A 17,264-nucleotide genomic window follows, 5' to 3' on the forward strand; every position below is an offset into this window, starting at 1 on the left:
TCTAAAATTATTTGCTACGGCGACGTACGATAAATTTATCAGTACGCTTGTTGCTACGGGTCTTCTTACCTTTGGTCTGAACGCCCCACGGAGTTACCGGGTGCTTACCAAAGTTACGACCTTCACCACCACCGTGCGGGTGATCGACTGGGTTCATCGCAGTACCGCGAACGGTAGGACGAACACCACGCCAACGGGTTGCACCGGCTTTACCCAGAACGCGCAGCATGTGCTCAGCGTTACCGACTTCGCCCAGGGTTGCGCGGCAGTCAGCTTCGACTTTACGCATTTCGCCTGAACGCAGACGCAGGGTAACGTAGGAACCTTCACGCGCAACGATCTGCACGTAAGCACCAGCAGAACGGGCAATCTGACCGCCTTTACCTGGTTTCATTTCTACGTTGTGCACGGTTGAACCAACCGGGATGTTACGCATCGGCAGGGTGTTACCTGCTTTGATCGCAGCATCAACGCCAGACTGAATCTGGTCGCCAGCTTTCAGGCCTTTAGGGGCCAGGATGTAACGGCGCTCGCCATCTTTGTACAGAACCAGTGCGATGTTCGCAGAACGGTTCGGATCGTACTCAAGACGCTCAACAACTGCCGGGATACCATCTTTGTTGCGTTTGAAGTCAACAATACGGTAAGCCTGCTTGTGACCACCACCGATATGACGGGTAGTGATACGACCATTGTTGTTACGACCACCGGATTTGCTGTTTTTTTCAACCAGCGCGGCAAAAGGCTTGCCTTTGTGCAGCTCAGGGTTCACCACTTTAACAACGTGACGACGACCCGGAGATGTCGGTTTACATTTAACAACTGCCATTGTCTTTCTCCTCCGACTTACTCAGCGCCGCCGACGAAGTCCAGGTTCTGGCCTTCTTTCAGGGTGACGTAAGCTTTTTTCCAGTCGCTACGACGACCGATACGCTGTCCGTGACGCTTAACTTTACCCTTAACAACCAGGGTGTTTACGTCTTTCACTTCTACTTCGAACAGTTTCTCAACAGCAGCAACGATCTCTGCTTTGGTCGCGTCTTTGGCAACTTTGAGAACGATGGTATTGGTTTTTTCCATCGCGGTTGATGCTTTTTCAGATACGTGCGGCGCGCGCAGTACTTTCAGCAGACGTTCTTCACGGATCATGCCAGCATCTCCTCAACTTGCTTAACTGCTTCTGCAGTCATAACGACTTTGTCGAAGGCGATCAGGCTAACTGGGTCGATACCCGCTGCATCACGCACGTCAACCTTGTACAGGTTACGCGCAGCCAGGAACAGATTCTCATCCAGTTCACCGGTGATGATCAGCACGTCTTCCAGCGCCATGTCTTTCAGTTTCTGTACCAGCAGCTTAGTTTTAGGCGCTTCAACAGAGAACGACTCGACAACGATCAGACGGTCCTGACGTACCAGCTCGGACAGGATGCTTTTCAGCGCGCCGCGGTACATCTTTTTGTTAACTTTTTGACTGTGGTCCTGTGGACGCGCAGCGAAGGTCACGCCACCTGAACGCCAGATCGGGCTCTTGATAGAACCTGAACGCGCACGGCCGGTGCCTTTCTGACGCCATGGCTTTTTGCCTGAACCAGTTACTTCAGCACGAGTTTTCTGCGCGCGAGTACCCTGACGAGCACCTGCAGCGTAAGCAACAACAACCTGGTGAACCAGCGCTTCGTTGAAATCACGACCGAAGGTAGTTTCGGAAACAGTCAGCGCGCTCTGCGCGTCTTTCAGTACTAATTCCATTGCTATCCCCTTACGCCTTCACAGCTGGTTTAACAATCAGGTCGCTGCCGGTTGCACCCGGGACAGCACCTTTGACCAGCAGCAGGTTGCGCTCAGCGTCAACACGTACTACTTCCAGGCTCTGAACGGTTACGCGCTCATTACCCAGCTGACCAGCCATTTTCTTGCCTTTGAACACTTTGCCCGGAGTCTGGTTCTGACCGATAGAACCCGGAACGCGGTGAGACAAGGAGTTACCGTGTGTAGCGTCCTGGGTACGGAAGTTCCAGCGCTTAACGGTACCTGCGAAACCTTTACCTTTAGAGGTACCGGTAACGTCTACTTTTTTAACGTCAGCGAAAATTTCAACACTGATGCTCTGGCCAACAGAGTATTCTTCACCTTCGGTGCGGAATTCCCACAGACCACGGCCAGCTTCAACGCCAGCTTTAGCAAAATGACCTGCTTCCGGCTTACCAACACGGTTTGCTTTTTTCGCACCGGTGGTAACCTGGATCGCCTGGTAACCATCGTTTTCCAGACCTTTGACCTGGGTAACGCGGTTTGCTTCAACTTCGATTACGGTTACTGGGATTGAAACGCCTTCTTCAGTGAAGATGCGCGTCATGCCCACTTTTTTACCGACTAAACCAATCATTGTATCAACCTCTCAATCGCTCGATGACCTGATTAACCCAGGCTGATCTGCACGTCAACACCGGCAGCCAGATCCAGACGCATCAGAGCATCAACGGTTTTTTCAGTTGGCTCAACGATGTCTACCAGACGCTTGTGAGTGCGGATTTCGTACTGATCACGCGCATCTTTGTTAACGTGCGGAGAGATCAGAACGGTGAAGCGCTCTTTGCGAGTCGGCAGCGGGATCGGACCACGTACCTGCGCACCAGTGCGCTTGGCAGTCTCGACGATTTCCGCGGTTGATTGATCGATCAGGCGATGATCAAACGCTTTAAGACGGATACGGATTCTTTGGTTCGACATGAGACCAAGGCTCCAAACATTTTATAAACGAAAAAAATTACTACCCGCACCCATTACGATTGATGGGGGAGTGTAATCGTTCAGCATATAACTCCCCAATCGGGAGTATTGTCAGGCGATACACTAATCGCTATCGCCTGCGATTCTGCTCGAATCGCGCCACACCAATATCGGCAGGCCCGCGCATTATACGCAAATCTGTTCAGGAAGCAACCCATGCTGCGTTTTTAACCGCAAAAGCGCGCGCCGGTAAAAAAGCCCGCACGGGGCGGGCTGCAATCAACAGGTGGAACGGCACGGCAAACGCTACTTATCGCCCTCTTCTTTCAGCTGGGCCTGCAGATAGTTTTGCAGACCCAGTTTCTGAATCAGGTCGAGCTCAGTTTCCAGCCAGTCGATATGGTGCTCTTCATCCGCCAGAATCTCGATCATCATGTCGCGGCTGACGTAATCATGAACTTTATCGGCGTACGCAATCGCCTCGCGTAAGTCTTTCGCCCCTTCCAGTTCGAGCGTCAGGTCCGATTGCAGCATTTCCGGTACGTCTTCACCAATGCGCAGCCGGCCGAGATCTTGCAGATTAGGAATGCCTTCGAGAAACAAAATGCGTTCGATGTACTTATCCGCATGTTTCATTTCATCAATGGATTCATGGTATTCGACATCGTTGAGGCGTATCAGGCCCCAGTTTTTAAACATGCGCGCATGTAGAAAGTACTGGTTGATTGCAACCAGTTCATTTCCCAGCAATTTATTGAGGTGAGTAATGATTTTGCCGTCGCCCTTCATTGTGCTTCCTCCGCTTGCAGATAAATAGAGCGTAGATGCGGATAAAAAGAAGTCAAAAAAACGCGACAGTTTTTGGGGTTATTCAGGGGAAGCGGATGCGTAGTTACGCTATCTCTTTGTAAAGCGGCACGTTTTGCATTTCATCATCCATAATCTCGCGCGCCACGCGAATACACTTGCCGCACTGCTTGCCGATAGGCACCAGCTGACGCAGTTGCTGAATCGATTTGGGTTGATAACGGCGGACAACTTCACGCAGGGTTCGGTCACTTACGGCATTACACAGACAGACGTACATTTACAGCCCACTCCAGTACAATTTCTGATCAAAGTGTAAATGAGAATGGTTTTTATTTCAACGTAGCTTTTGTGTGGATTAGGCGTGCCGGTCAATGCAAAGCAAAAAAAGAGCACCGAAGTGCTCTTTTTCATGCTGCGGTGGCAACCGGAGTTACCACCGTTATTAACGCACTTAAGCGATAACTTCAGCAACAACGCCCGCGCCAACGGTACGGCCGCCTTCGCGGATTGCGAAACGCAGACCCTGGTCCATCGCGATTGGGTGGATCAGCTCAACGGTCATTTTGATGTTGTCGCCTGGCATTACCATCTCAACGCCTTCTGGCAGTTCGATGTTGCCGGTCACATCAGTAGTACGGAAGTAGAACTGTGGACGGTAGCCTTTGAAGAACGGAGTATGACGGCCGCCTTCTTCTTTAGACAGTACGTACACTTCTGATACGAACTTGGTGTGTGGCTTGATGGTGCCTGGCTTAGCCAGAACCTGACCACGCTGGATCTCTTCACGCTTGATACCGCGCAGCAGAACACCACAGTTCTCGCCTGCCTGACCCTGGTCCAGCAGTTTGCGGAACATTTCAACACCGGTACAGGTAGACTTGGCAGTCGCTTTGATACCAACGATTTCTACTTCGTCGCCCACTTTCACGATGCCGCGCTCAACACGACCGGTAACAACGGTACCACGGCCAGAGATTGAGAATACGTCTTCGATTGGCAGCAGGAACGGCAGATCGATAGCACGTACTGGATCTGGAATGTAAGTATCCAGGTGACCAGCCAGCTCAACGACTTTCGCTTCCCACTCAGCGTCGCCTTCCAGCGCTTTCAGCGCAGAACCGCGTACGATTGGGGTATCGTCGCCTGGGAAGTCGTACTGAGACAGCAGATCGCGAACTTCCATCTCAACCAGTTCCAGCAGCTCTTCGTCATCAACCATGTCGCACTTGTTCAGGAACACGATGATGTAAGGAACGCCAACCTGACGACCCAGCAGGATGTGCTCACGGGTCTGAGGCATTGGGCCATCAGTCGCAGCAACAACCAGGATCGCGCCGTCCATCTGCGCAGCACCGGTGATCATGTTTTTCACATAGTCGGCGTGGCCTGGGCAGTCAACGTGTGCGTAGTGACGGGCCGGGGTTTCATATTCAACGTGAGAGGTGTTGATGGTGATACCACGAGCCTTCTCTTCTGGCGCGTTATCGATCTGATCGAATGCACGAGCCTGGCCGCCGTAGGTTTTAGCCAGAACGGTGGTGATGGCTGCAGTCAGGGTGGTTTTACCGTGGTCGACGTGACCGATGGTGCCCACGTTTACGTGCAGTTTGTTACGTTGAAATTGCTCTTTCGCCATGGCGATAATCCTTACGTTATGCCTTCATCAGTGATGAAGGCATCAGTTCACAATTTTTAAACCGTAGCCTTATTTGCTACGAGCTTCAATAACGGCCTGAGCGACGTTGTTCGGCGCATCATCGTACTTCAGGAACTCCATGGAGTAAGAAGCACGGCCTTTGGTCAGAGAACGCAACTGAGTCGCGTATCCGAACATTTCAGACAGCGGAACTTCAGCGTGAATCTGAACGCCAGTCGCGTTAGATTCCTGACCTTTCAGCATACCACGACGGCGGCTCAGGTCACCGATAACGTCACCGGTGTTCTCTTCTGGGGTTTCTACTTCAACCTTCATGATTGGCTCAAGCAGAACCGGCTGTGCTTTCTTAAAGCCATCTTTGAAGGCGATAGAAGCGGCCAGTTTAAACGCCAGCTCAGAGGAGTCAACGTCATGGTAAGAACCGAAGTGCAGGCGCACGCCCAGGTCAACTACCGGGTAACCGGCCAGTGGACCAGACTTCAGCTGCTCCTGGATACCTTTATCAACCGCAGGGATGTATTCACCAGGAATCACACCACCTTTGATATCGTTGACAAATTCGTAGCCTTTCGGATTCGAACCCGGCTCCAGTGGGTACATGTCGATAACAACATGACCGTACTGACCACGACCACCAGACTGCTTGGCGTGTTTACCTTCGATATCGGTAACTTTAGAGCGAATCGCTTCGCGGTAAGCAACCTGAGGTTTACCGACGTTCGCTTCAACGTTGAATTCACGCTTCATGCGGTCAACGATGATGTCGAGGTGCAGCTCACCCATACCAGCGATGATGGTCTGGTTAGACTCTTCGTCAGTCCATACGCGGAATGACGGGTCTTCTTTCGCCAGACGACCCAGAGCCAGACCCATTTTTTCCTGGTCAGCTTTGGTTTTCGGCTCAACGGCGATAGAAATTACCGGCTCAGGGAATTCCATACGCTCCAGAATGATCGGGTTAGATGGATCACACAGGGTATCACCGGTGATCACGTCTTTCAGACCGATTGCTGCAGCGATGTCGCCTGCGCGAACTTCGCTGATCTCTTCACGTTTGTTGGCGTGCATCTGAACGATACGACCGAAACGCTCACGTGCAGATTTCACGGAGTTCAGTACGGTATCGCCCGAGTTAACCACACCCGAGTAAACGCGGAAGAAGGTCAGGTTACCTACGAACGGGTCGTTGGCAATTTTGAACGCCAGCGCAGAGAACGGCTCGTCGTCAGTTGCGTGACGCTCAGCCGGGGTATCTTTACCGTCGTCCAGGATACCGTTGATCGCCGGAACGTCAGTTGGTGCTGGCAGATATTCAACCACCGCATCCAGCATCGCCTGAACACCTTTGTTCTTAAATGCAGAACCACAGGTCACGAGGATGATCTCGTTGTTCAGTACGCGCTTACGCAGAGCAGATTTGATCTCTTCTTCAGACAGTTCTTCACCGCTAAAGAATTTCTCCATCAGCTCTTCAGAAGCTTCAGCAGCTGCTTCAATCAGCTTGCCACGCCACTCTTCAGCCAGTTCCTGCAACTCAGCACGGATATCTTCGTAAACGAAGGTAGTACCCTGATCGGCGTCGTTCCAGTTGATCTCTTTCATCTTGATCAGGTCAACAACACCGGTGAAGTTCTCTTCTGCGCCGATAGCCAGCTGCAGTGGAACCGGAGTTGCGCCCAGACGTGATTCGATCTGACCAACAACTTTCAGGAAGTTCGCACCCATACGGTCCATTTTGTTAACGAACGCGATACGTGGAACTTTATATTTGTTTGCCTGACGCCATACGGTTTCAGACTGCGGCTGCACGCCACCTACTGCACAGTAAACCATTACTGCGCCGTCGAGCACACGCATAGAACGTTCTACTTCGATGGTGAAGTCAACGTGTCCCGGGGTGTCGATGATGTTGATGCGGTGCGGCTCAAACTGCTTCGCCATACCTGACCAGAACGCAGTGGTCGCTGCAGAGGTGATGGTAATACCACGCTCCTGCTCCTGCGCCATCCAGTCCATGGTTGCAGCGCCATCGTGCACTTCACCGATTTTGTGGTTAACACCGGTGTAGAACAGGATACGCTCGGTGGTAGTGGTTTTACCGGCGTCAATGTGTGCGCTGATACCGATGTTACGGTAGCGCGCAATGGGTGTTGTACGAGCCATTTGATTCCTCTGATTCTCGGACGTTCAATGTAAGTCGACCCCAGCGGGTTGGCTGAATGAGCGCCCGCTGGTTTAACAACAACTACGTGGCGATTACCAGCGGTAGTGTGCGAACGCCTTGTTGGCTTCAGCCATACGGTGAACGTCTTCACGTTTCTTCACTGCAGTACCTTTGTTTTCTGCAGCGTCAGAAAGTTCGTTCGCCAGGCGGAGAGCCATCGATTTATCACCGCGTTTACGAGCAGCTTCTACGATCCAACGCATTGCCAGGGCATTACGACGAACCGGACGGACTTCAACTGGAACCTGGTAGGTTGAACCACCAACGCGACGTGACTTAACTTCGACAGTCGGACGTACGTTTTCGAGTGCAACTTCGAAAGCTTCCAGACCATCTTTACCAGCACGTTGAGCCAGGGTATCAAGTGCGGTATAGACGATTGATTCAGCAGTAGATTTTTTACCATCTACCATCAGGATATTTACAAATTTAGCCAGCAGTTCTGATCCGAACTTAGGATCCGGCAGAATTTTACGCTGACCAATGACGCGACGACGTGGCATGGAAATACTCCGTTGTTAATTCAGGATTGTCCAAAACTCTACGAGTTTATTTTGACATTAAAGTTAAAACGTTTGGCCTTACTTAACGGAGAACCATTAAGCCTTTGGCTTCTTCACGCCGTACTTGGAGCGAGCCTGCTTACGGTCTTTAACACCTGAGCAGTCCAGCGCGCCACGAACGGTGTGGTAACGCACACCTGGCAGGTCTTTTACACGACCGCCACGGATCAGGATCACGGAGTGCTCCTGCAGGTTATGACCTTCACCGCCGATGTAGGAGGTGACTTCAAAACCGTTAGTCAAACGCACACGGCAGACTTTACGCAGTGCGGAGTTTGGTTTTTTCGGGGTAGTGGTGTAAACACGAGTACAAACACCACGTTTTTGCGGGCAAGCTTCCAGCGCCGGCACGTTGCTTTTAGCAACCTGACGAACGCGTGGTTTGCGAACCAGCTGGTTAACTGTTGCCATTAAATAGCTCCTGGATTTAGCTTTTGCTTCGTAAACACGTAATAAATCGCCTCGTATTACTACGAGGAGGCAGAATTTTAGGGCTGTGCCCATAGGGTGTCAAGAAATAACCAGGTTTTACCCTTCACCAGGCCACTTGTTGTGGATGCTTCGTCGTCAGCGTAACGAAACCAGTATAGTTCAGACGCGACACATTGGTCGAAATTTGCGCAGTCAGCCCGCGCGCCATCACGTCTTCTTCTAATACCCACAGCGTGGCGGGCGACGCCAGCAGCTGCTGCAGCTTCTCACTGCCTGCCAGCGCGGCCGTCACACCATCCTGTAACAGCAGCACATCATCGCCCTCCTGTAACAGCAGCAGCAGGCTATCGAAATCGCATTGCCAGGGAGAGTGCAGCAGGGTGTAGAGCATGGTCAGTTCTCAGAAACGGAGGATACGGTCATAAGTTGCCAGCGTCTGGCGCAGCGCGGCAGGTTCCAGCAGCTGCGCATCCAGCACGCGCGCTGCCGTGAGACTCTGGCCACGTGCCAGCAGAGACGCCTGACAGATATAGCAGCGATCGATGTCGTATAGCGCCAGCACGCCAAAGGTCGCAATATAGTCACGCGCCAGAATCTGCGCCGGCTGCTGATCGCGGTTGAGCTGCAGCACGCCGTCGCCAATAAAGAACAGGCCGATATCCTCGCTCAGCGCGCCGGTCGCCAGCACGGCATCCAGCCCTTCCCGGCCAGCACTGCTGCCGTGCGGAGCCTGCGTAAACAGAAACGCCACGCGGTTCATCAGAACTGCACCAGGCGATCGCAGCTCAGCGCGGCTTCCGCCAGCGCGCCCAAGCCGCTAAGGGTAAATCCGGGCTGCAGATTGCTGCCCGCCAGCTGCAGGCGCGCCGCCTCCTGCGCATCGGTCACGCCGCGCCGCAACGCGGCTGCCACACAGATATTCAGCGCCGCGCCACTGTCGTCGCGCAGCTGCTGCCAGGCGCGCACCATATCCACTTCATCGCTGGCCGGCGCGCTGAGCTGGTTAGCATTCAGCACTCCCTCGCGGTAAAAGAACACGCTTCCCAGCTGATGTCCCTGTGCCAGCAGCGCACGGGCAAACAGCAGCGCGCTACTGGCGTGCTGTGTGCCGTAAGCCGGCCCGGTCACCAGCAGCGTGTAGCGCATTAGCGATCCTGCCCCTGCAGATCGCCACTCTTAAACTGGCGGATATACAGATACACGGTGTGCTTAGAAATATTGAGGCGATCGGCCACCTGGTTAATGGCGTCCTTGATATCGAAAATGCCCTTCTCGTACAGATTGAGGACGATCTGGCGATTCTTGACGTTATTCGACACGTTGCGGTCGGCGCTCACCTCTTCAATAGTGAACTCCAGCGTCTGGGTGACCAGATCCTCTACCGAGCTGGCAAAGTTGACGTTGGAATCCACCTGCTGCGTCTCCGGCGGCATGAAAGTCGACATAATCTGCGAAAACGGTACGTCCAGGTTCATATTGATGCACAGCAGGCCAATCACCCGCTGCTGCCGGTTACGAATCGCAATGGTTACCGACTTCATCAGCACGCCACTTTTGGCCCGCGTGAAGTAGGCGCGCGACACATTGCTCTCCGCGCCGTGCATATCATGCAGCATGCGCAGCGCCAGATCGGTAATCGGGGAACCCACTTTGCGGCCGGTATGTTCGCCGTTGGCGATACGCACGGCGGAGCATTTAAGATCTTCCAGAGAGTGCAGCACGATTTCGCAGTGCGAGCCAATCAGCATCGCCAGACCGTCGACCACCGCTTCGTAGGATTTAAGAATATCGTAGTCTGCTTGTTCGAACGGACGCTGCTCCAGTAAATCGAAGTCAGTCAGTTCGCCGGGATTGAATGGATTAGACATCGAAGACATTACCCTAAATGGCTGGAGCCTGTCTCGACAGCATTGGGGCAGACTCATCTTATGATCATTGTGCAGGCGCTAGTCTGGCAAATGTCGCCGTTTTTAGCCAGAGCTTTACTCATCGCGCCGCAAATTCAGGATGAGCGAAAACAAAACCGCCGCCCGAAGGCGGCGGTGCAAGTCAGCTTACTGCGCTTTCTTGTCAGCAGCGGCCGGAGCCTGCGCTTTCTCATCGGCTTTCGGCGCCGGCTTGATGTCGAGCAGCTCAACATCGAACACCAGCGTTGAGTTGGCCGGAATACCCGGTACGCCGTTTTTGCCGTAAGCCAGGTTCGGTGGGATCACCAGCTTGATCTTACCGCCTTTCTTCACGTGCTTCAGACCTTCGGTCCAGCCCGGGATTACGCCGTCCAGACGGAACGACAGCGGCTCGCCGCGCGTGTAAGAGTTGTCGAACTCAGTGCCGTCAATCAGCGTGCCTTTGTAGTTAACCACTACGGTATCGCTGTCTTTCGGGGTCTCACCGCTGCCCTCTTTCTCTACCTGATACAGCAGGCCAGATTCGGTTTTCTTCACGCCCTTCTCTTTGGCGAACTTGTCCGCGTAAGCGGTGCCTTTGTCGGCATTCTCTTTCGCGTCTTTTTCCATCTTCGCCTGAGCGGCCCCTTTCACGCGGCCTTCAAACGCCTGCAGCGTCTGCTCGATCTCTTCGTCAGACAGCTTGCTCTTGCCACCAAACGCATCCTGAACACCGGCAATCAGCTGGTCTTTGTCCAGTTTGATACCCAGTTTCTCCTGCTCCTTCAGAGAGTTGTCCATGTAGCGACCCAGGGAAGCGCCCAGCGCATAGGCTGACTGCTGGTCTTCGTTTTTGAAGGCAGCATTTTTCGGCGCCTGTGGCGCAGCCTGCGCTGCGTCAGCCGGTGCCGCAGTGGTTTCTGCTGCCATTGCCAGCGGTGCATTCAGCGCGACGGCCATGGTGGTAGCTAACAATGTGACTTTAAACAGTGATTTCATCCTTTCTCCAAAACCGAAGCTTCAAACCTCGGGAATCATTGCGGACAGTGGCCCACACTATAACTTTACGTGGCAGTGGCGAACACTCCCACAGTGTAATTACCCGGTCAACCTCCGACCTTTTTTGCTTCAGGAAGTTTCATCAGAGATATAGGCGCAACGCGGGAATTCAATGCATACGCCAGACCGAAGGTGAAATATCAGGTGATTCTGACACGAAAGACCGTAGAATCACGCCCGACAAGATCAACGCGCAGCACCGTGACAGGAGGAGTGATGATGCAACAACCAGAATGGGATCAACGCCTTGAGGCGCTGGAGAGCAAGCTGGCTTTCCAGGAACATACCATTGAGCAGCTCAATCAGACGGTGGTTCAGCACGAGCTGGAAATGAGTAAACTGCGTGAGCAGGTGCGTCTGCTGGTGGATAAAGTGAAGGCCGCCGCCCCGTCCATGGTCGCTTCGCAAGCGGAAGAGACCCCGCCGCCGCACTATTAATATCGCGCGCTTTGCTGCCCAATAAAAAGGCCACCCGCAGGTGGCCTTTTTACGCTTAGTGGTTGCAGCCGCAACCACCGTGGCCGCCGCAGCCGCCGTGACCGTGCTCATGATCGTGACCATGGTCGTGGTCATGATCGTGATGATGGCCGTCAGCGCCATGAACGTGGCCGTGAGCGATCTCTTCTTCCGTGGCTTCACGGATAGCAACCACTTCCACATTGAAGTTCAGGTTCTGACCCGCCAGCATGTGGTTACCGTCAACCACCACGTGCTCATCTTCCACTTCGGTGATCTCGACCGGCACCGGGCCCTGGTCGGTTTCTGCCAGGAAGCGCATGCCAACCTGCAGCTCGTCAACGCCCATGAACACGTCTTTCGGTACACGCTGCACCAGGTTGTCATCGTACTGGCCGTACGCATCGTTTGCCGGGATATGCACGTCAAACTTGTCGCCGACCGCGTGATTTTCCAGCGCTTTTTCCAGACCAGAAATCAGGGAACCATGACCGTGCAGATAATCCAACGGCGCACTCACCGGTGACTCGTCAACCAACACACCGTCTTCGGTACGAACCTGATACGCCAGGCTCACCACCAGGTCTTTTGCTACTTTCATGATATCTCCTAACCGTTGAGAACAAAGAATCCCGTCTCATTGGTCTATTCTCGCGTGCAATAACCAACCAGAAAGGTTCAGTACTGAGGATGCCAACAGTGCTGTTGGACCATACTGCTCAGCGTTAATGGCGCCGATTGTAGCGGAATTCAATACCGCTGTAAGGCTAAGCTTAAAAAAAGCTGCGCCATCGCGCTACTCCGGATGAAAAATGCCAATCACTTGCTCAGTGCTGCGAACCTGATCGCGCGCCTGCTTGTCCGCCTCACGCATCTGGTGGCCGCACTTCACGCACTCCACCACATCGACATTGTTTTCACGCCACATCGCCAGCGTGTCTTTCTCCTGACAGTGCGGACAGACCGCACCGGCAATAAAACGTTTACGCATAGTCTTTCCTGCCCGTTATCAGAACGGATACGTTAAGTGTAGCCTTACTCATCATCCCAGCCGTCAAACTGCCGTTTTTCATGCTGCATTTCACGCTGGAAAATGTCCTCCAGCTCGCGTCGCGCCTCACGCACGCGTGAAACCTGCACGCTGTCGTCGTGGCTCGGCACCAGTTCACGCAGCATGCGCATATCCAGCCGGCGGAAGTGCTGCTGCGCGCGCTGCGCCTGATGCGGATGCATGCCCAGCGATATCAGCGCTTTGCGGCCTAACTCCAGCGCGCTGGAGAAGGTTTCACGCGAGAACAGCGTGACGCCCGCCTGCAGCAGCTCATGCGCCTCGACACGACCGCGCGCCCGCGCCAGGATCTCCAGTTGCGGGAAGTGCTGCTGGCACAAGTGCACGATAGTCATCGAATCTTCCGGATCGTTACAGGTGATGACGATCGACTGCGCATTCTCCGCCCCGGCGGCACGCAGCAGCTCGAGCTCGGTGGCATCGCCATAGTAAACCTTGTAGCCATATTTGCGCATCAGGCTGACCGCCGAGATATCGCGCTCCAGCACGGTGATGCGCTTGTTGTTGGCCATCAGCAAACGCCCGACCACCTGACCAAAACGGCCAAAGCCCACCACAATCACCTGGGGCTGATCGTCCTCGACAAACGGCTTTTCGCCGTCCTCTTCCGGTTCGTTGAAGCGGCGCGCCAGAATCTTATCCACGCCCTGCATCAGCAGCGGCGTGGTCATCATCGACAGCGTCACCGTGACCAGCAGCAGCGGCAGCTGATCGCCGCTGAACAGTTTTGCCGACGACGCCGCCGAAAACAGCACGAAGGCGAATTCACCGCCCTGACTCAGCACGCCGGCAAACTGCAGACGCTCCGAACTGCGCAGACCATAAATCCGCGCCAGCACGTAGAGCACCAGCGTTTTCACCGCCACCAGCAGCACCACGCCGATCAGAATTTCAAGGATGTGGGTATAAAGCACGCCGAGGTTGAGCGCCATGCCCACCGAAATAAAGAACAGCCCGAGCAGCAGCCCTTTAAACGGTTCAATGGCGACTTCCAGTTCGTGGCGATACTCACTCTCTGCCAGCAGAATACCGGCGATGAACGTCCCCAGCGCCATCGACAGGCCCAGCGCATCCATAAACAGCGCGGAACCGAGCACCAGCAGCAGCGAGGCGGCGGTAAACACTTCCCGCACGCCGGACGCGGCGATGAAACGGAAAATCGGCCGCAGCAAATAGCGTCCGCCCACCAGCATACCGGCGAATGCCAGCACCTTCATGCCCACCTTGAGCCAGTCGACGTGGCCACTGTCGCTGCCGGCCAGCAGCGGCACCAGCGCCAGCGCAGGGATCACCGTCAGGTCCTGGAACAGCAGCACCGAGAAGCCCAGCTGGCCCGCTTCGCTGCGGTTCATGCCTTTGTCGCGCATCAGCTGCAGCGCCATGGCGGTCGAGGACATCGCCAGGCCGATACCGCCAATCACCGCGGCCTGCCAGCTGAAGTCGGTCAGCCACAGCAGCACGCCGAGGATCGCTGCCGAAACCAGCACCTGCGCGGCACCGACGCCAAAAATAGAGCGCCGCAGCGCCCACAGCTTGGCCGGGTTCAGCTCCAGCCCGATGATGAACATCAGGAACACCACGCCAAGCTCCGAGAAGTGCAGAATCTCGTCCACATCGCTGATGAAGCCCAGCCCCCACGGGCCGATGGCGATACCGGCCAGCAGATAGCCCAGCACCGCACCAATGCCGAGCCGGGCGGCAACCGGCACCACCAGCACCGCCGCCACCAGATAAATCACGCCGGCGGTGAGTAACGTTTCGCCTTGCATCACACTCCTCCGTTCGGCAGCGGTGACGCCAGCCAGTCGCCATAGGCGCGCGCAAAATTGCGCAGCACCTCGGGTGTCTGACGACGCGCCCAGTAAATCACCATCGGCGTCAGCCAGTGCATGCGACACATCTGCGCCGTCAGCTCAAACGGTCGCATAATGTCGCTCATCGGGTAGCGATTGAGGCCGCTGTGGTGATACGCCGTCTCCGGCTCACCGGTGGTTACCACGCTGCGCCAGTATTTACCTTCCAGCGCATTACCGTCCTGGCCGCTGGCAAAGCCGCGCGACAGCACGCGATCCAGCCACTCTTTCAGCAGTGCCGGACAGCTATAGGTATAAAGTGGATGCTGAAACACCACGATTTGATGGTCGCGCAGCAGTTGCTGCTCGTAATGAATATCAATAAAGAAATCCGGATAGTGGGCGTATAAATCGTGCACCGTGACGTGGTCCAGTTCCATAGCCGACTGCAGCAAAACCCGATTAGCAATCGAATCCTGTGATTCCGGATGGGCGTAAAGCAGCAATATTTTGGGCGGCTGCGACATCGTTCCCCTCCAAAGCGTCGTCACCGCGGCGGAATTCCGCTACCATGCTCGACGCAACAAACATTATCGAATTATGTTGCCGATAAATTAACATATTCTGACGATACGGCGCTTATGATTGTCTTTTCCGCATTACAAATCCGTCGCGGCACTAATGTGCTGCTGGATAACGCAACGGCCACCATTAACCCGGGGCAAAAAGTCGGCCTGGTGGGTAAAAACGGCTGCGGTAAATCCACGCTGCTGTCACTGCTGAAGGGTGAAATCAGCAGCGATGCCGGCAACGTCACCTTTCCCGGCAACTGGGCGCTGGCGTGGGTGAATCAGGAAACCCCGGCGCTGAGTAAAGCCGCGCTGGAATATGTTATCGACGGCGACCGCGAATATCGTCAGCTCGAATCCGAATTAGCGGCAGCCAATGCGCGCGACGATGGCAACGCCATTGCGCTGCTGCACGGCAAGCTGGACGCTATCCAGGCGTGGAGCATACACGCACGCGCCGCCAGTCTGCTGCACGGATTGGGCTTCAGCCAGGAACAATTAATGCGGCCGGTGAGCGATTTCTCCGGCGGCTGGCGTATGCGTCTCAACCTTGCTCAGGCGCTGGTATGCCGTTCCGACCTGCTGCTGCTCGATGAACCGACCAACCACCTCGATCTCGACGCGGTGATCTGGCTGGAGCGCTGGCTGAAGAGTTATACCGGCACGCTGATCCTGATCTCGCACGACCGCGACTTCCTCGACCCGGTGGTGGACAAAATCATCCATATCGAACAGCAGACGATGTTCGAATACACCGGCAACTACAGCTCGTTCGAGCGTCAGCGCGTAGCCAAACTGGCGCAGCAGCAGGCGCTGTACCAGAGCCAGCAGGAAAAAGTCACCCACCTGCAAAAGTACATCGATCGCTTCCGCGCGCAGGCCACCAAAGCCAAACAGGCGCAGAGCCGCATCAAGATGCTGGAGCGCATGGAGCTGATTGCCCCGGCGCACGTCGATAACCCGTTCAGCTTCAGCTTCCGCGAGCCAGAAAGCCTGCCTAACCCGATTCTGAAAATGGAGCAGGTTTCGGCGGGGTACGGTGAGCGGGTGATTCTGGATGCCATCAAACTCAACCTGGTGCCGGGTTCGCGCATCGGCCTGCTGGGGCGTAACGGCGCCGGTAAATCCACGCTGATCAAACTGCTGGCGGGCGAGCTGGAGCCGCTGGCGGGCAAAGTGGGTCTGGCGAAAGGGATCAAGCTGGGTTACTTCGCGCAGCATCAGCTTGAGTATCTGCGCGCCGATGAGTCGCCGCTGCGGCATCTGGCGCGCATCGCCCCGAAAACGCTGGAGCAGCAGCTGCGTGACTACCTGGGCGGCTTTGGTTTCCAGGGCGATAAAGTCAGCGAAGCCACCGAGCGTTTCTCCGGCGGCGAGAAAGCGCGGCTGGTGCTGGCGCTGATCGTCTGGCAGCGGCCGAATCTGCTGCTGCTCGACGAACCGACCAACCACCTTGATTTGGATATGCGCCAGGCGCTGACCGAAGCGCTGATCGACTTTGAAGGCGCACTGGTGGTGGTGTCGCACGATCGTCACCTTCTGCGTTCGACCACCGACGATCTTTACCTGGTGCACGACCACAAAGTGGATGTGTTCGAGGGCGATCTGGATGATTATCAGCAGTGGCTGAGCGACCTGCAGAAGCAGGAAACGCAGCAGGATGCCGCGCCGAAGCAGGACAACGCCAACAGCGCGCAGTCCCGCAAAGATCAGAAGCGCCGCGACGCCGAGCTGCGCGCGCAGACGCAGCCGCTGCGCAAAGAGATCGAAAAGCTGGAGAAGCAGATGGCCAAATGGCAGACGCAGCTCAGCGAAGCCGAAGCACAGCTGGCCGACAGCGCCATTTACGAGCAAAACCGTAAGGCCGATTTAACCGCCGCCCTGCAGCGCCAGGCGGAGAGCAAATCGGCGCTGGAAGAGGTCGAAATGGCGTGGCTGGAGGCGCAGGAGCAGCTGGAGCAGATGCTCGCGGGGTAAAGGTGCGCGATGATGCCCTCACCCTGACCCTCTCCCA

22 protein-coding genes are annotated in these 17,264 nt (G+C 55.2%); 2 read left to right on the forward strand and 20 right to left on the reverse strand.

Going from position 1 to position 17,264, the window contains the following annotated elements:
• Nucleotides 1–7: 7 nt before the first annotated feature.
• From rplB to fkpA, 16 genes are all read right to left on the reverse strand, one after another.
• Complete coding sequence (gene rplB, locus F3J36_RS15985; RefSeq protein ID WP_010618573.1) at nt 8–829, reverse strand: 50S ribosomal protein L2; 822 nt, start codon at nt 827–829, stop codon at nt 8–10.
• 17 nt (nt 830–846) lie between these two features.
• A complete protein-coding gene (rplW, locus tag F3J36_RS15990; protein ID WP_010618574.1) occupies nt 847–1,149 on the reverse strand; it encodes a 50S ribosomal protein L23 in 303 nt (100 codons plus the stop codon).
• Nucleotides 1,146–1,751: a 50S ribosomal protein L4 gene (gene rplD / locus F3J36_RS15995; RefSeq protein ID WP_021508215.1), complete on the reverse strand. Its 606-nt coding sequence runs from the start codon at nt 1,749–1,751 to the stop codon at nt 1,146–1,148. Before rplD ends, rplW begins: the two co-directional genes overlap by 4 nt.
• A 10-nt stretch (nt 1,752–1,761) precedes the next feature.
• Nucleotides 1,762–2,388 carry a 50S ribosomal protein L3 gene (gene rplC / locus F3J36_RS16000; RefSeq protein WP_021508214.1) on the reverse strand — a complete coding sequence of 209 codons (627 nt, stop codon included), beginning with the start codon at nt 2,386–2,388 and terminating at the stop codon, nt 1,762–1,764.
• A gap of 32 nt (nt 2,389–2,420) precedes the next feature.
• Nucleotides 2,421–2,732: a 30S ribosomal protein S10 gene (rpsJ, locus tag F3J36_RS16005; protein WP_006120582.1), complete on the reverse strand. Its 312-nt coding sequence runs from the start codon at nt 2,730–2,732 to the stop codon at nt 2,421–2,423.
• A gap of 306 nt (nt 2,733–3,038) precedes the next feature.
• Nucleotides 3,039–3,521 carry a bacterioferritin gene (gene bfr / locus F3J36_RS16010; RefSeq protein ID WP_021508213.1) on the reverse strand — a complete coding sequence of 161 codons (483 nt, stop codon included), beginning with the start codon at nt 3,519–3,521 and terminating at the stop codon, nt 3,039–3,041.
• Nucleotides 3,522–3,624: 103 nt separating this feature from the next.
• Complete coding sequence (gene bfd, locus F3J36_RS16015; RefSeq protein ID WP_021508212.1) at nt 3,625–3,819, reverse strand: bacterioferritin-associated ferredoxin; 195 nt, start codon at nt 3,817–3,819, stop codon at nt 3,625–3,627.
• A gap of 174 nt (nt 3,820–3,993) precedes the next feature.
• Nucleotides 3,994–5,178 carry an elongation factor Tu gene (tuf, locus tag F3J36_RS16020; protein ID WP_166720009.1) on the reverse strand — a complete coding sequence of 395 codons (1,185 nt, stop codon included), beginning with the start codon at nt 5,176–5,178 and terminating at the stop codon, nt 3,994–3,996.
• A 69-nt stretch (nt 5,179–5,247) separates the two neighbouring features.
• Complete coding sequence (gene fusA / locus F3J36_RS16025; protein WP_021507461.1) at nt 5,248–7,362, reverse strand: elongation factor G; 2,115 nt, start codon at nt 7,360–7,362, stop codon at nt 5,248–5,250.
• A 93-nt stretch (nt 7,363–7,455) separates the two neighbouring features.
• Nucleotides 7,456–7,926, reverse strand: coding sequence for a 30S ribosomal protein S7 (gene rpsG / locus F3J36_RS16030; protein WP_007886246.1), 471 nt, complete (start codon nt 7,924–7,926; stop codon nt 7,456–7,458).
• 96 nt (nt 7,927–8,022) lie between these two features.
• On the reverse strand, nt 8,023–8,397 hold the full coding sequence (gene rpsL / locus F3J36_RS16035) for a 30S ribosomal protein S12 (RefSeq protein WP_010616440.1): 375 nt from the start codon (nt 8,395–8,397) through the stop codon (nt 8,023–8,025).
• 124 nt (nt 8,398–8,521) lie between these two features.
• Complete coding sequence (gene tusB / locus F3J36_RS16040; protein WP_058759912.1) at nt 8,522–8,809, reverse strand: sulfurtransferase complex subunit TusB; 288 nt, start codon at nt 8,807–8,809, stop codon at nt 8,522–8,524.
• 9 nt (nt 8,810–8,818) lie between these two features.
• The gene (gene tusC, locus F3J36_RS16045; protein ID WP_021507459.1) at nt 8,819–9,178 is read right to left on the reverse strand and encodes a sulfurtransferase complex subunit TusC; all 360 of its coding nucleotides are present in this window, start codon (nt 9,176–9,178) and stop codon (nt 8,819–8,821) included.
• Nucleotides 9,178–9,564: a sulfurtransferase complex subunit TusD gene (gene tusD, locus F3J36_RS16050; protein WP_166720010.1), complete on the reverse strand. Its 387-nt coding sequence runs from the start codon at nt 9,562–9,564 to the stop codon at nt 9,178–9,180. Before tusD ends, tusC begins: the two co-directional genes overlap by 1 nt.
• Nucleotides 9,564–10,286 carry a transcriptional regulator gene (locus F3J36_RS16055; RefSeq protein ID WP_166720011.1) on the reverse strand — a complete coding sequence of 241 codons (723 nt, stop codon included), beginning with the start codon at nt 10,284–10,286 and terminating at the stop codon, nt 9,564–9,566. Before F3J36_RS16055 ends, tusD begins: the two co-directional genes overlap by 1 nt.
• A 186-nt stretch (nt 10,287–10,472) precedes the next feature.
• The gene (gene fkpA, locus F3J36_RS16060) at nt 10,473–11,303 is read right to left on the reverse strand and encodes an FKBP-type peptidyl-prolyl cis-trans isomerase (RefSeq protein ID WP_021507456.1); all 831 of its coding nucleotides are present in this window, start codon (nt 11,301–11,303) and stop codon (nt 10,473–10,475) included.
• A 279-nt stretch (nt 11,304–11,582) separates the two neighbouring features.
• Here fkpA and F3J36_RS16065 point away from each other — a divergent pair, with 279 nt between their 5' ends.
• A complete protein-coding gene (locus tag F3J36_RS16065; protein WP_010616434.1) occupies nt 11,583–11,801 on the forward strand; it encodes a SlyX family protein in 219 nt (72 codons plus the stop codon).
• A 55-nt stretch (nt 11,802–11,856) separates the two neighbouring features.
• Here the strand turns inward: F3J36_RS16065 and slyD are convergent, their stop codons facing one another.
• The 4 genes from slyD to kefG form a co-directional block, all read right to left on the reverse strand.
• On the reverse strand, nt 11,857–12,420 hold the full coding sequence (gene slyD / locus F3J36_RS16070; protein WP_021507454.1) for a peptidylprolyl isomerase: 564 nt from the start codon (nt 12,418–12,420) through the stop codon (nt 11,857–11,859).
• A gap of 195 nt (nt 12,421–12,615) precedes the next feature.
• The gene (locus tag F3J36_RS16075; protein WP_021507453.1) at nt 12,616–12,810 is read right to left on the reverse strand and encodes a YheV family putative zinc ribbon protein; all 195 of its coding nucleotides are present in this window, start codon (nt 12,808–12,810) and stop codon (nt 12,616–12,618) included.
• Nucleotides 12,811–12,854: 44 nt separating this feature from the next.
• Nucleotides 12,855–14,657 carry a glutathione-regulated potassium-efflux system protein KefB gene (kefB, locus tag F3J36_RS16080; protein ID WP_166720012.1) on the reverse strand — a complete coding sequence of 601 codons (1,803 nt, stop codon included), beginning with the start codon at nt 14,655–14,657 and terminating at the stop codon, nt 12,855–12,857.
• Entirely contained in the window at nt 14,657–15,208 is a 552-nt protein-coding gene (gene kefG, locus F3J36_RS16085) for a glutathione-regulated potassium-efflux system ancillary protein KefG (RefSeq protein WP_021507451.1), read from the reverse strand. The genes kefB and kefG overlap by 1 nt, the downstream gene beginning before the upstream one ends.
• A gap of 114 nt (nt 15,209–15,322) precedes the next feature.
• Here kefG and F3J36_RS16090 point away from each other — a divergent pair, with 114 nt between their 5' ends.
• A complete protein-coding gene (locus tag F3J36_RS16090) occupies nt 15,323–17,227 on the forward strand; it encodes an ABC transporter ATP-binding protein (protein WP_166720013.1) in 1,905 nt (634 codons plus the stop codon).
• Nucleotides 17,228–17,264: the final 37 nt, after the last annotated feature.

It is taken from the genome of Pantoea sp. Cy-640, from assembly GCF_011752635.1.
Lineage (GTDB): Bacteria > Pseudomonadota > Gammaproteobacteria > Enterobacterales > Enterobacteriaceae > Pantoea > Pantoea dispersa.

Coding starts and splice junctions, on each gene's coding strand:
- rplB (WP_010618573.1), bottom strand. CDS start 829: ATGGCAGTTGTTAAATGTAAACCGACATCTCCGGGTCGTCGTCACGTT.
- rplW (WP_010618574.1), bottom strand. CDS start 1,149: ATGATCCGTGAAGAACGTCTGCTGAAAGTACTGCGCGCGCCGCACGTA.
- rplD (WP_021508215.1), bottom strand. CDS start 1,751: ATGGAATTAGTACTGAAAGACGCGCAGAGCGCGCTGACTGTTTCCGAA.
- rplC (WP_021508214.1), bottom strand. CDS start 2,388: ATGATTGGTTTAGTCGGTAAAAAAGTGGGCATGACGCGCATCTTCACT.
- rpsJ (WP_006120582.1), bottom strand. CDS start 2,732: ATGTCGAACCAAAGAATCCGTATCCGTCTTAAAGCGTTTGATCATCGC.
- bfr (WP_021508213.1), bottom strand. CDS start 3,521: ATGAAGGGCGACGGCAAAATCATTACTCACCTCAATAAATTGCTGGGA.
- bfd (WP_021508212.1), bottom strand. CDS start 3,819: ATGTACGTCTGTCTGTGTAATGCCGTAAGTGACCGAACCCTGCGTGAA.
- tuf (WP_166720009.1), bottom strand. CDS start 5,178: ATGGCGAAAGAGCAATTTCAACGTAACAAACTGCACGTAAACGTGGGC.
- fusA (WP_021507461.1), bottom strand. CDS start 7,362: ATGGCTCGTACAACACCCATTGCGCGCTACCGTAACATCGGTATCAGC.
- rpsG (WP_007886246.1), bottom strand. CDS start 7,926: ATGCCACGTCGTCGCGTCATTGGTCAGCGTAAAATTCTGCCGGATCCT.
- rpsL (WP_010616440.1), bottom strand. CDS start 8,397: ATGGCAACAGTTAACCAGCTGGTTCGCAAACCACGCGTTCGTCAGGTT.
- tusB (WP_058759912.1), bottom strand. CDS start 8,809: ATGCTCTACACCCTGCTGCACTCTCCCTGGCAATGCGATTTCGATAGC.
- tusC (WP_021507459.1), bottom strand. CDS start 9,178: ATGAACCGCGTGGCGTTTCTGTTTACGCAGGCTCCGCACGGCAGCAGT.
- tusD (WP_166720010.1), bottom strand. CDS start 9,564: ATGCGCTACACGCTGCTGGTGACCGGGCCGGCTTACGGCACACAGCAC.
- F3J36_RS16055 (WP_166720011.1), bottom strand. CDS start 10,286: ATGTCTAATCCATTCAATCCCGGCGAACTGACTGACTTCGATTTACTG.
- fkpA (WP_021507456.1), bottom strand. CDS start 11,303: ATGAAATCACTGTTTAAAGTCACATTGTTAGCTACCACCATGGCCGTC.
- F3J36_RS16065 (WP_010616434.1), top strand. CDS start 11,583: ATGCAACAACCAGAATGGGATCAACGCCTTGAGGCGCTGGAGAGCAAG.
- slyD (WP_021507454.1), bottom strand. CDS start 12,420: ATGAAAGTAGCAAAAGACCTGGTGGTGAGCCTGGCGTATCAGGTTCGT.
- F3J36_RS16075 (WP_021507453.1), bottom strand. CDS start 12,810: ATGCGTAAACGTTTTATTGCCGGTGCGGTCTGTCCGCACTGTCAGGAG.
- kefB (WP_166720012.1), bottom strand. CDS start 14,657: ATGCAAGGCGAAACGTTACTCACCGCCGGCGTGATTTATCTGGTGGCG.
- kefG (WP_021507451.1), bottom strand. CDS start 15,208: ATGTCGCAGCCGCCCAAAATATTGCTGCTTTACGCCCATCCGGAATCA.
- F3J36_RS16090 (WP_166720013.1), top strand. CDS start 15,323: ATGATTGTCTTTTCCGCATTACAAATCCGTCGCGGCACTAATGTGCTG.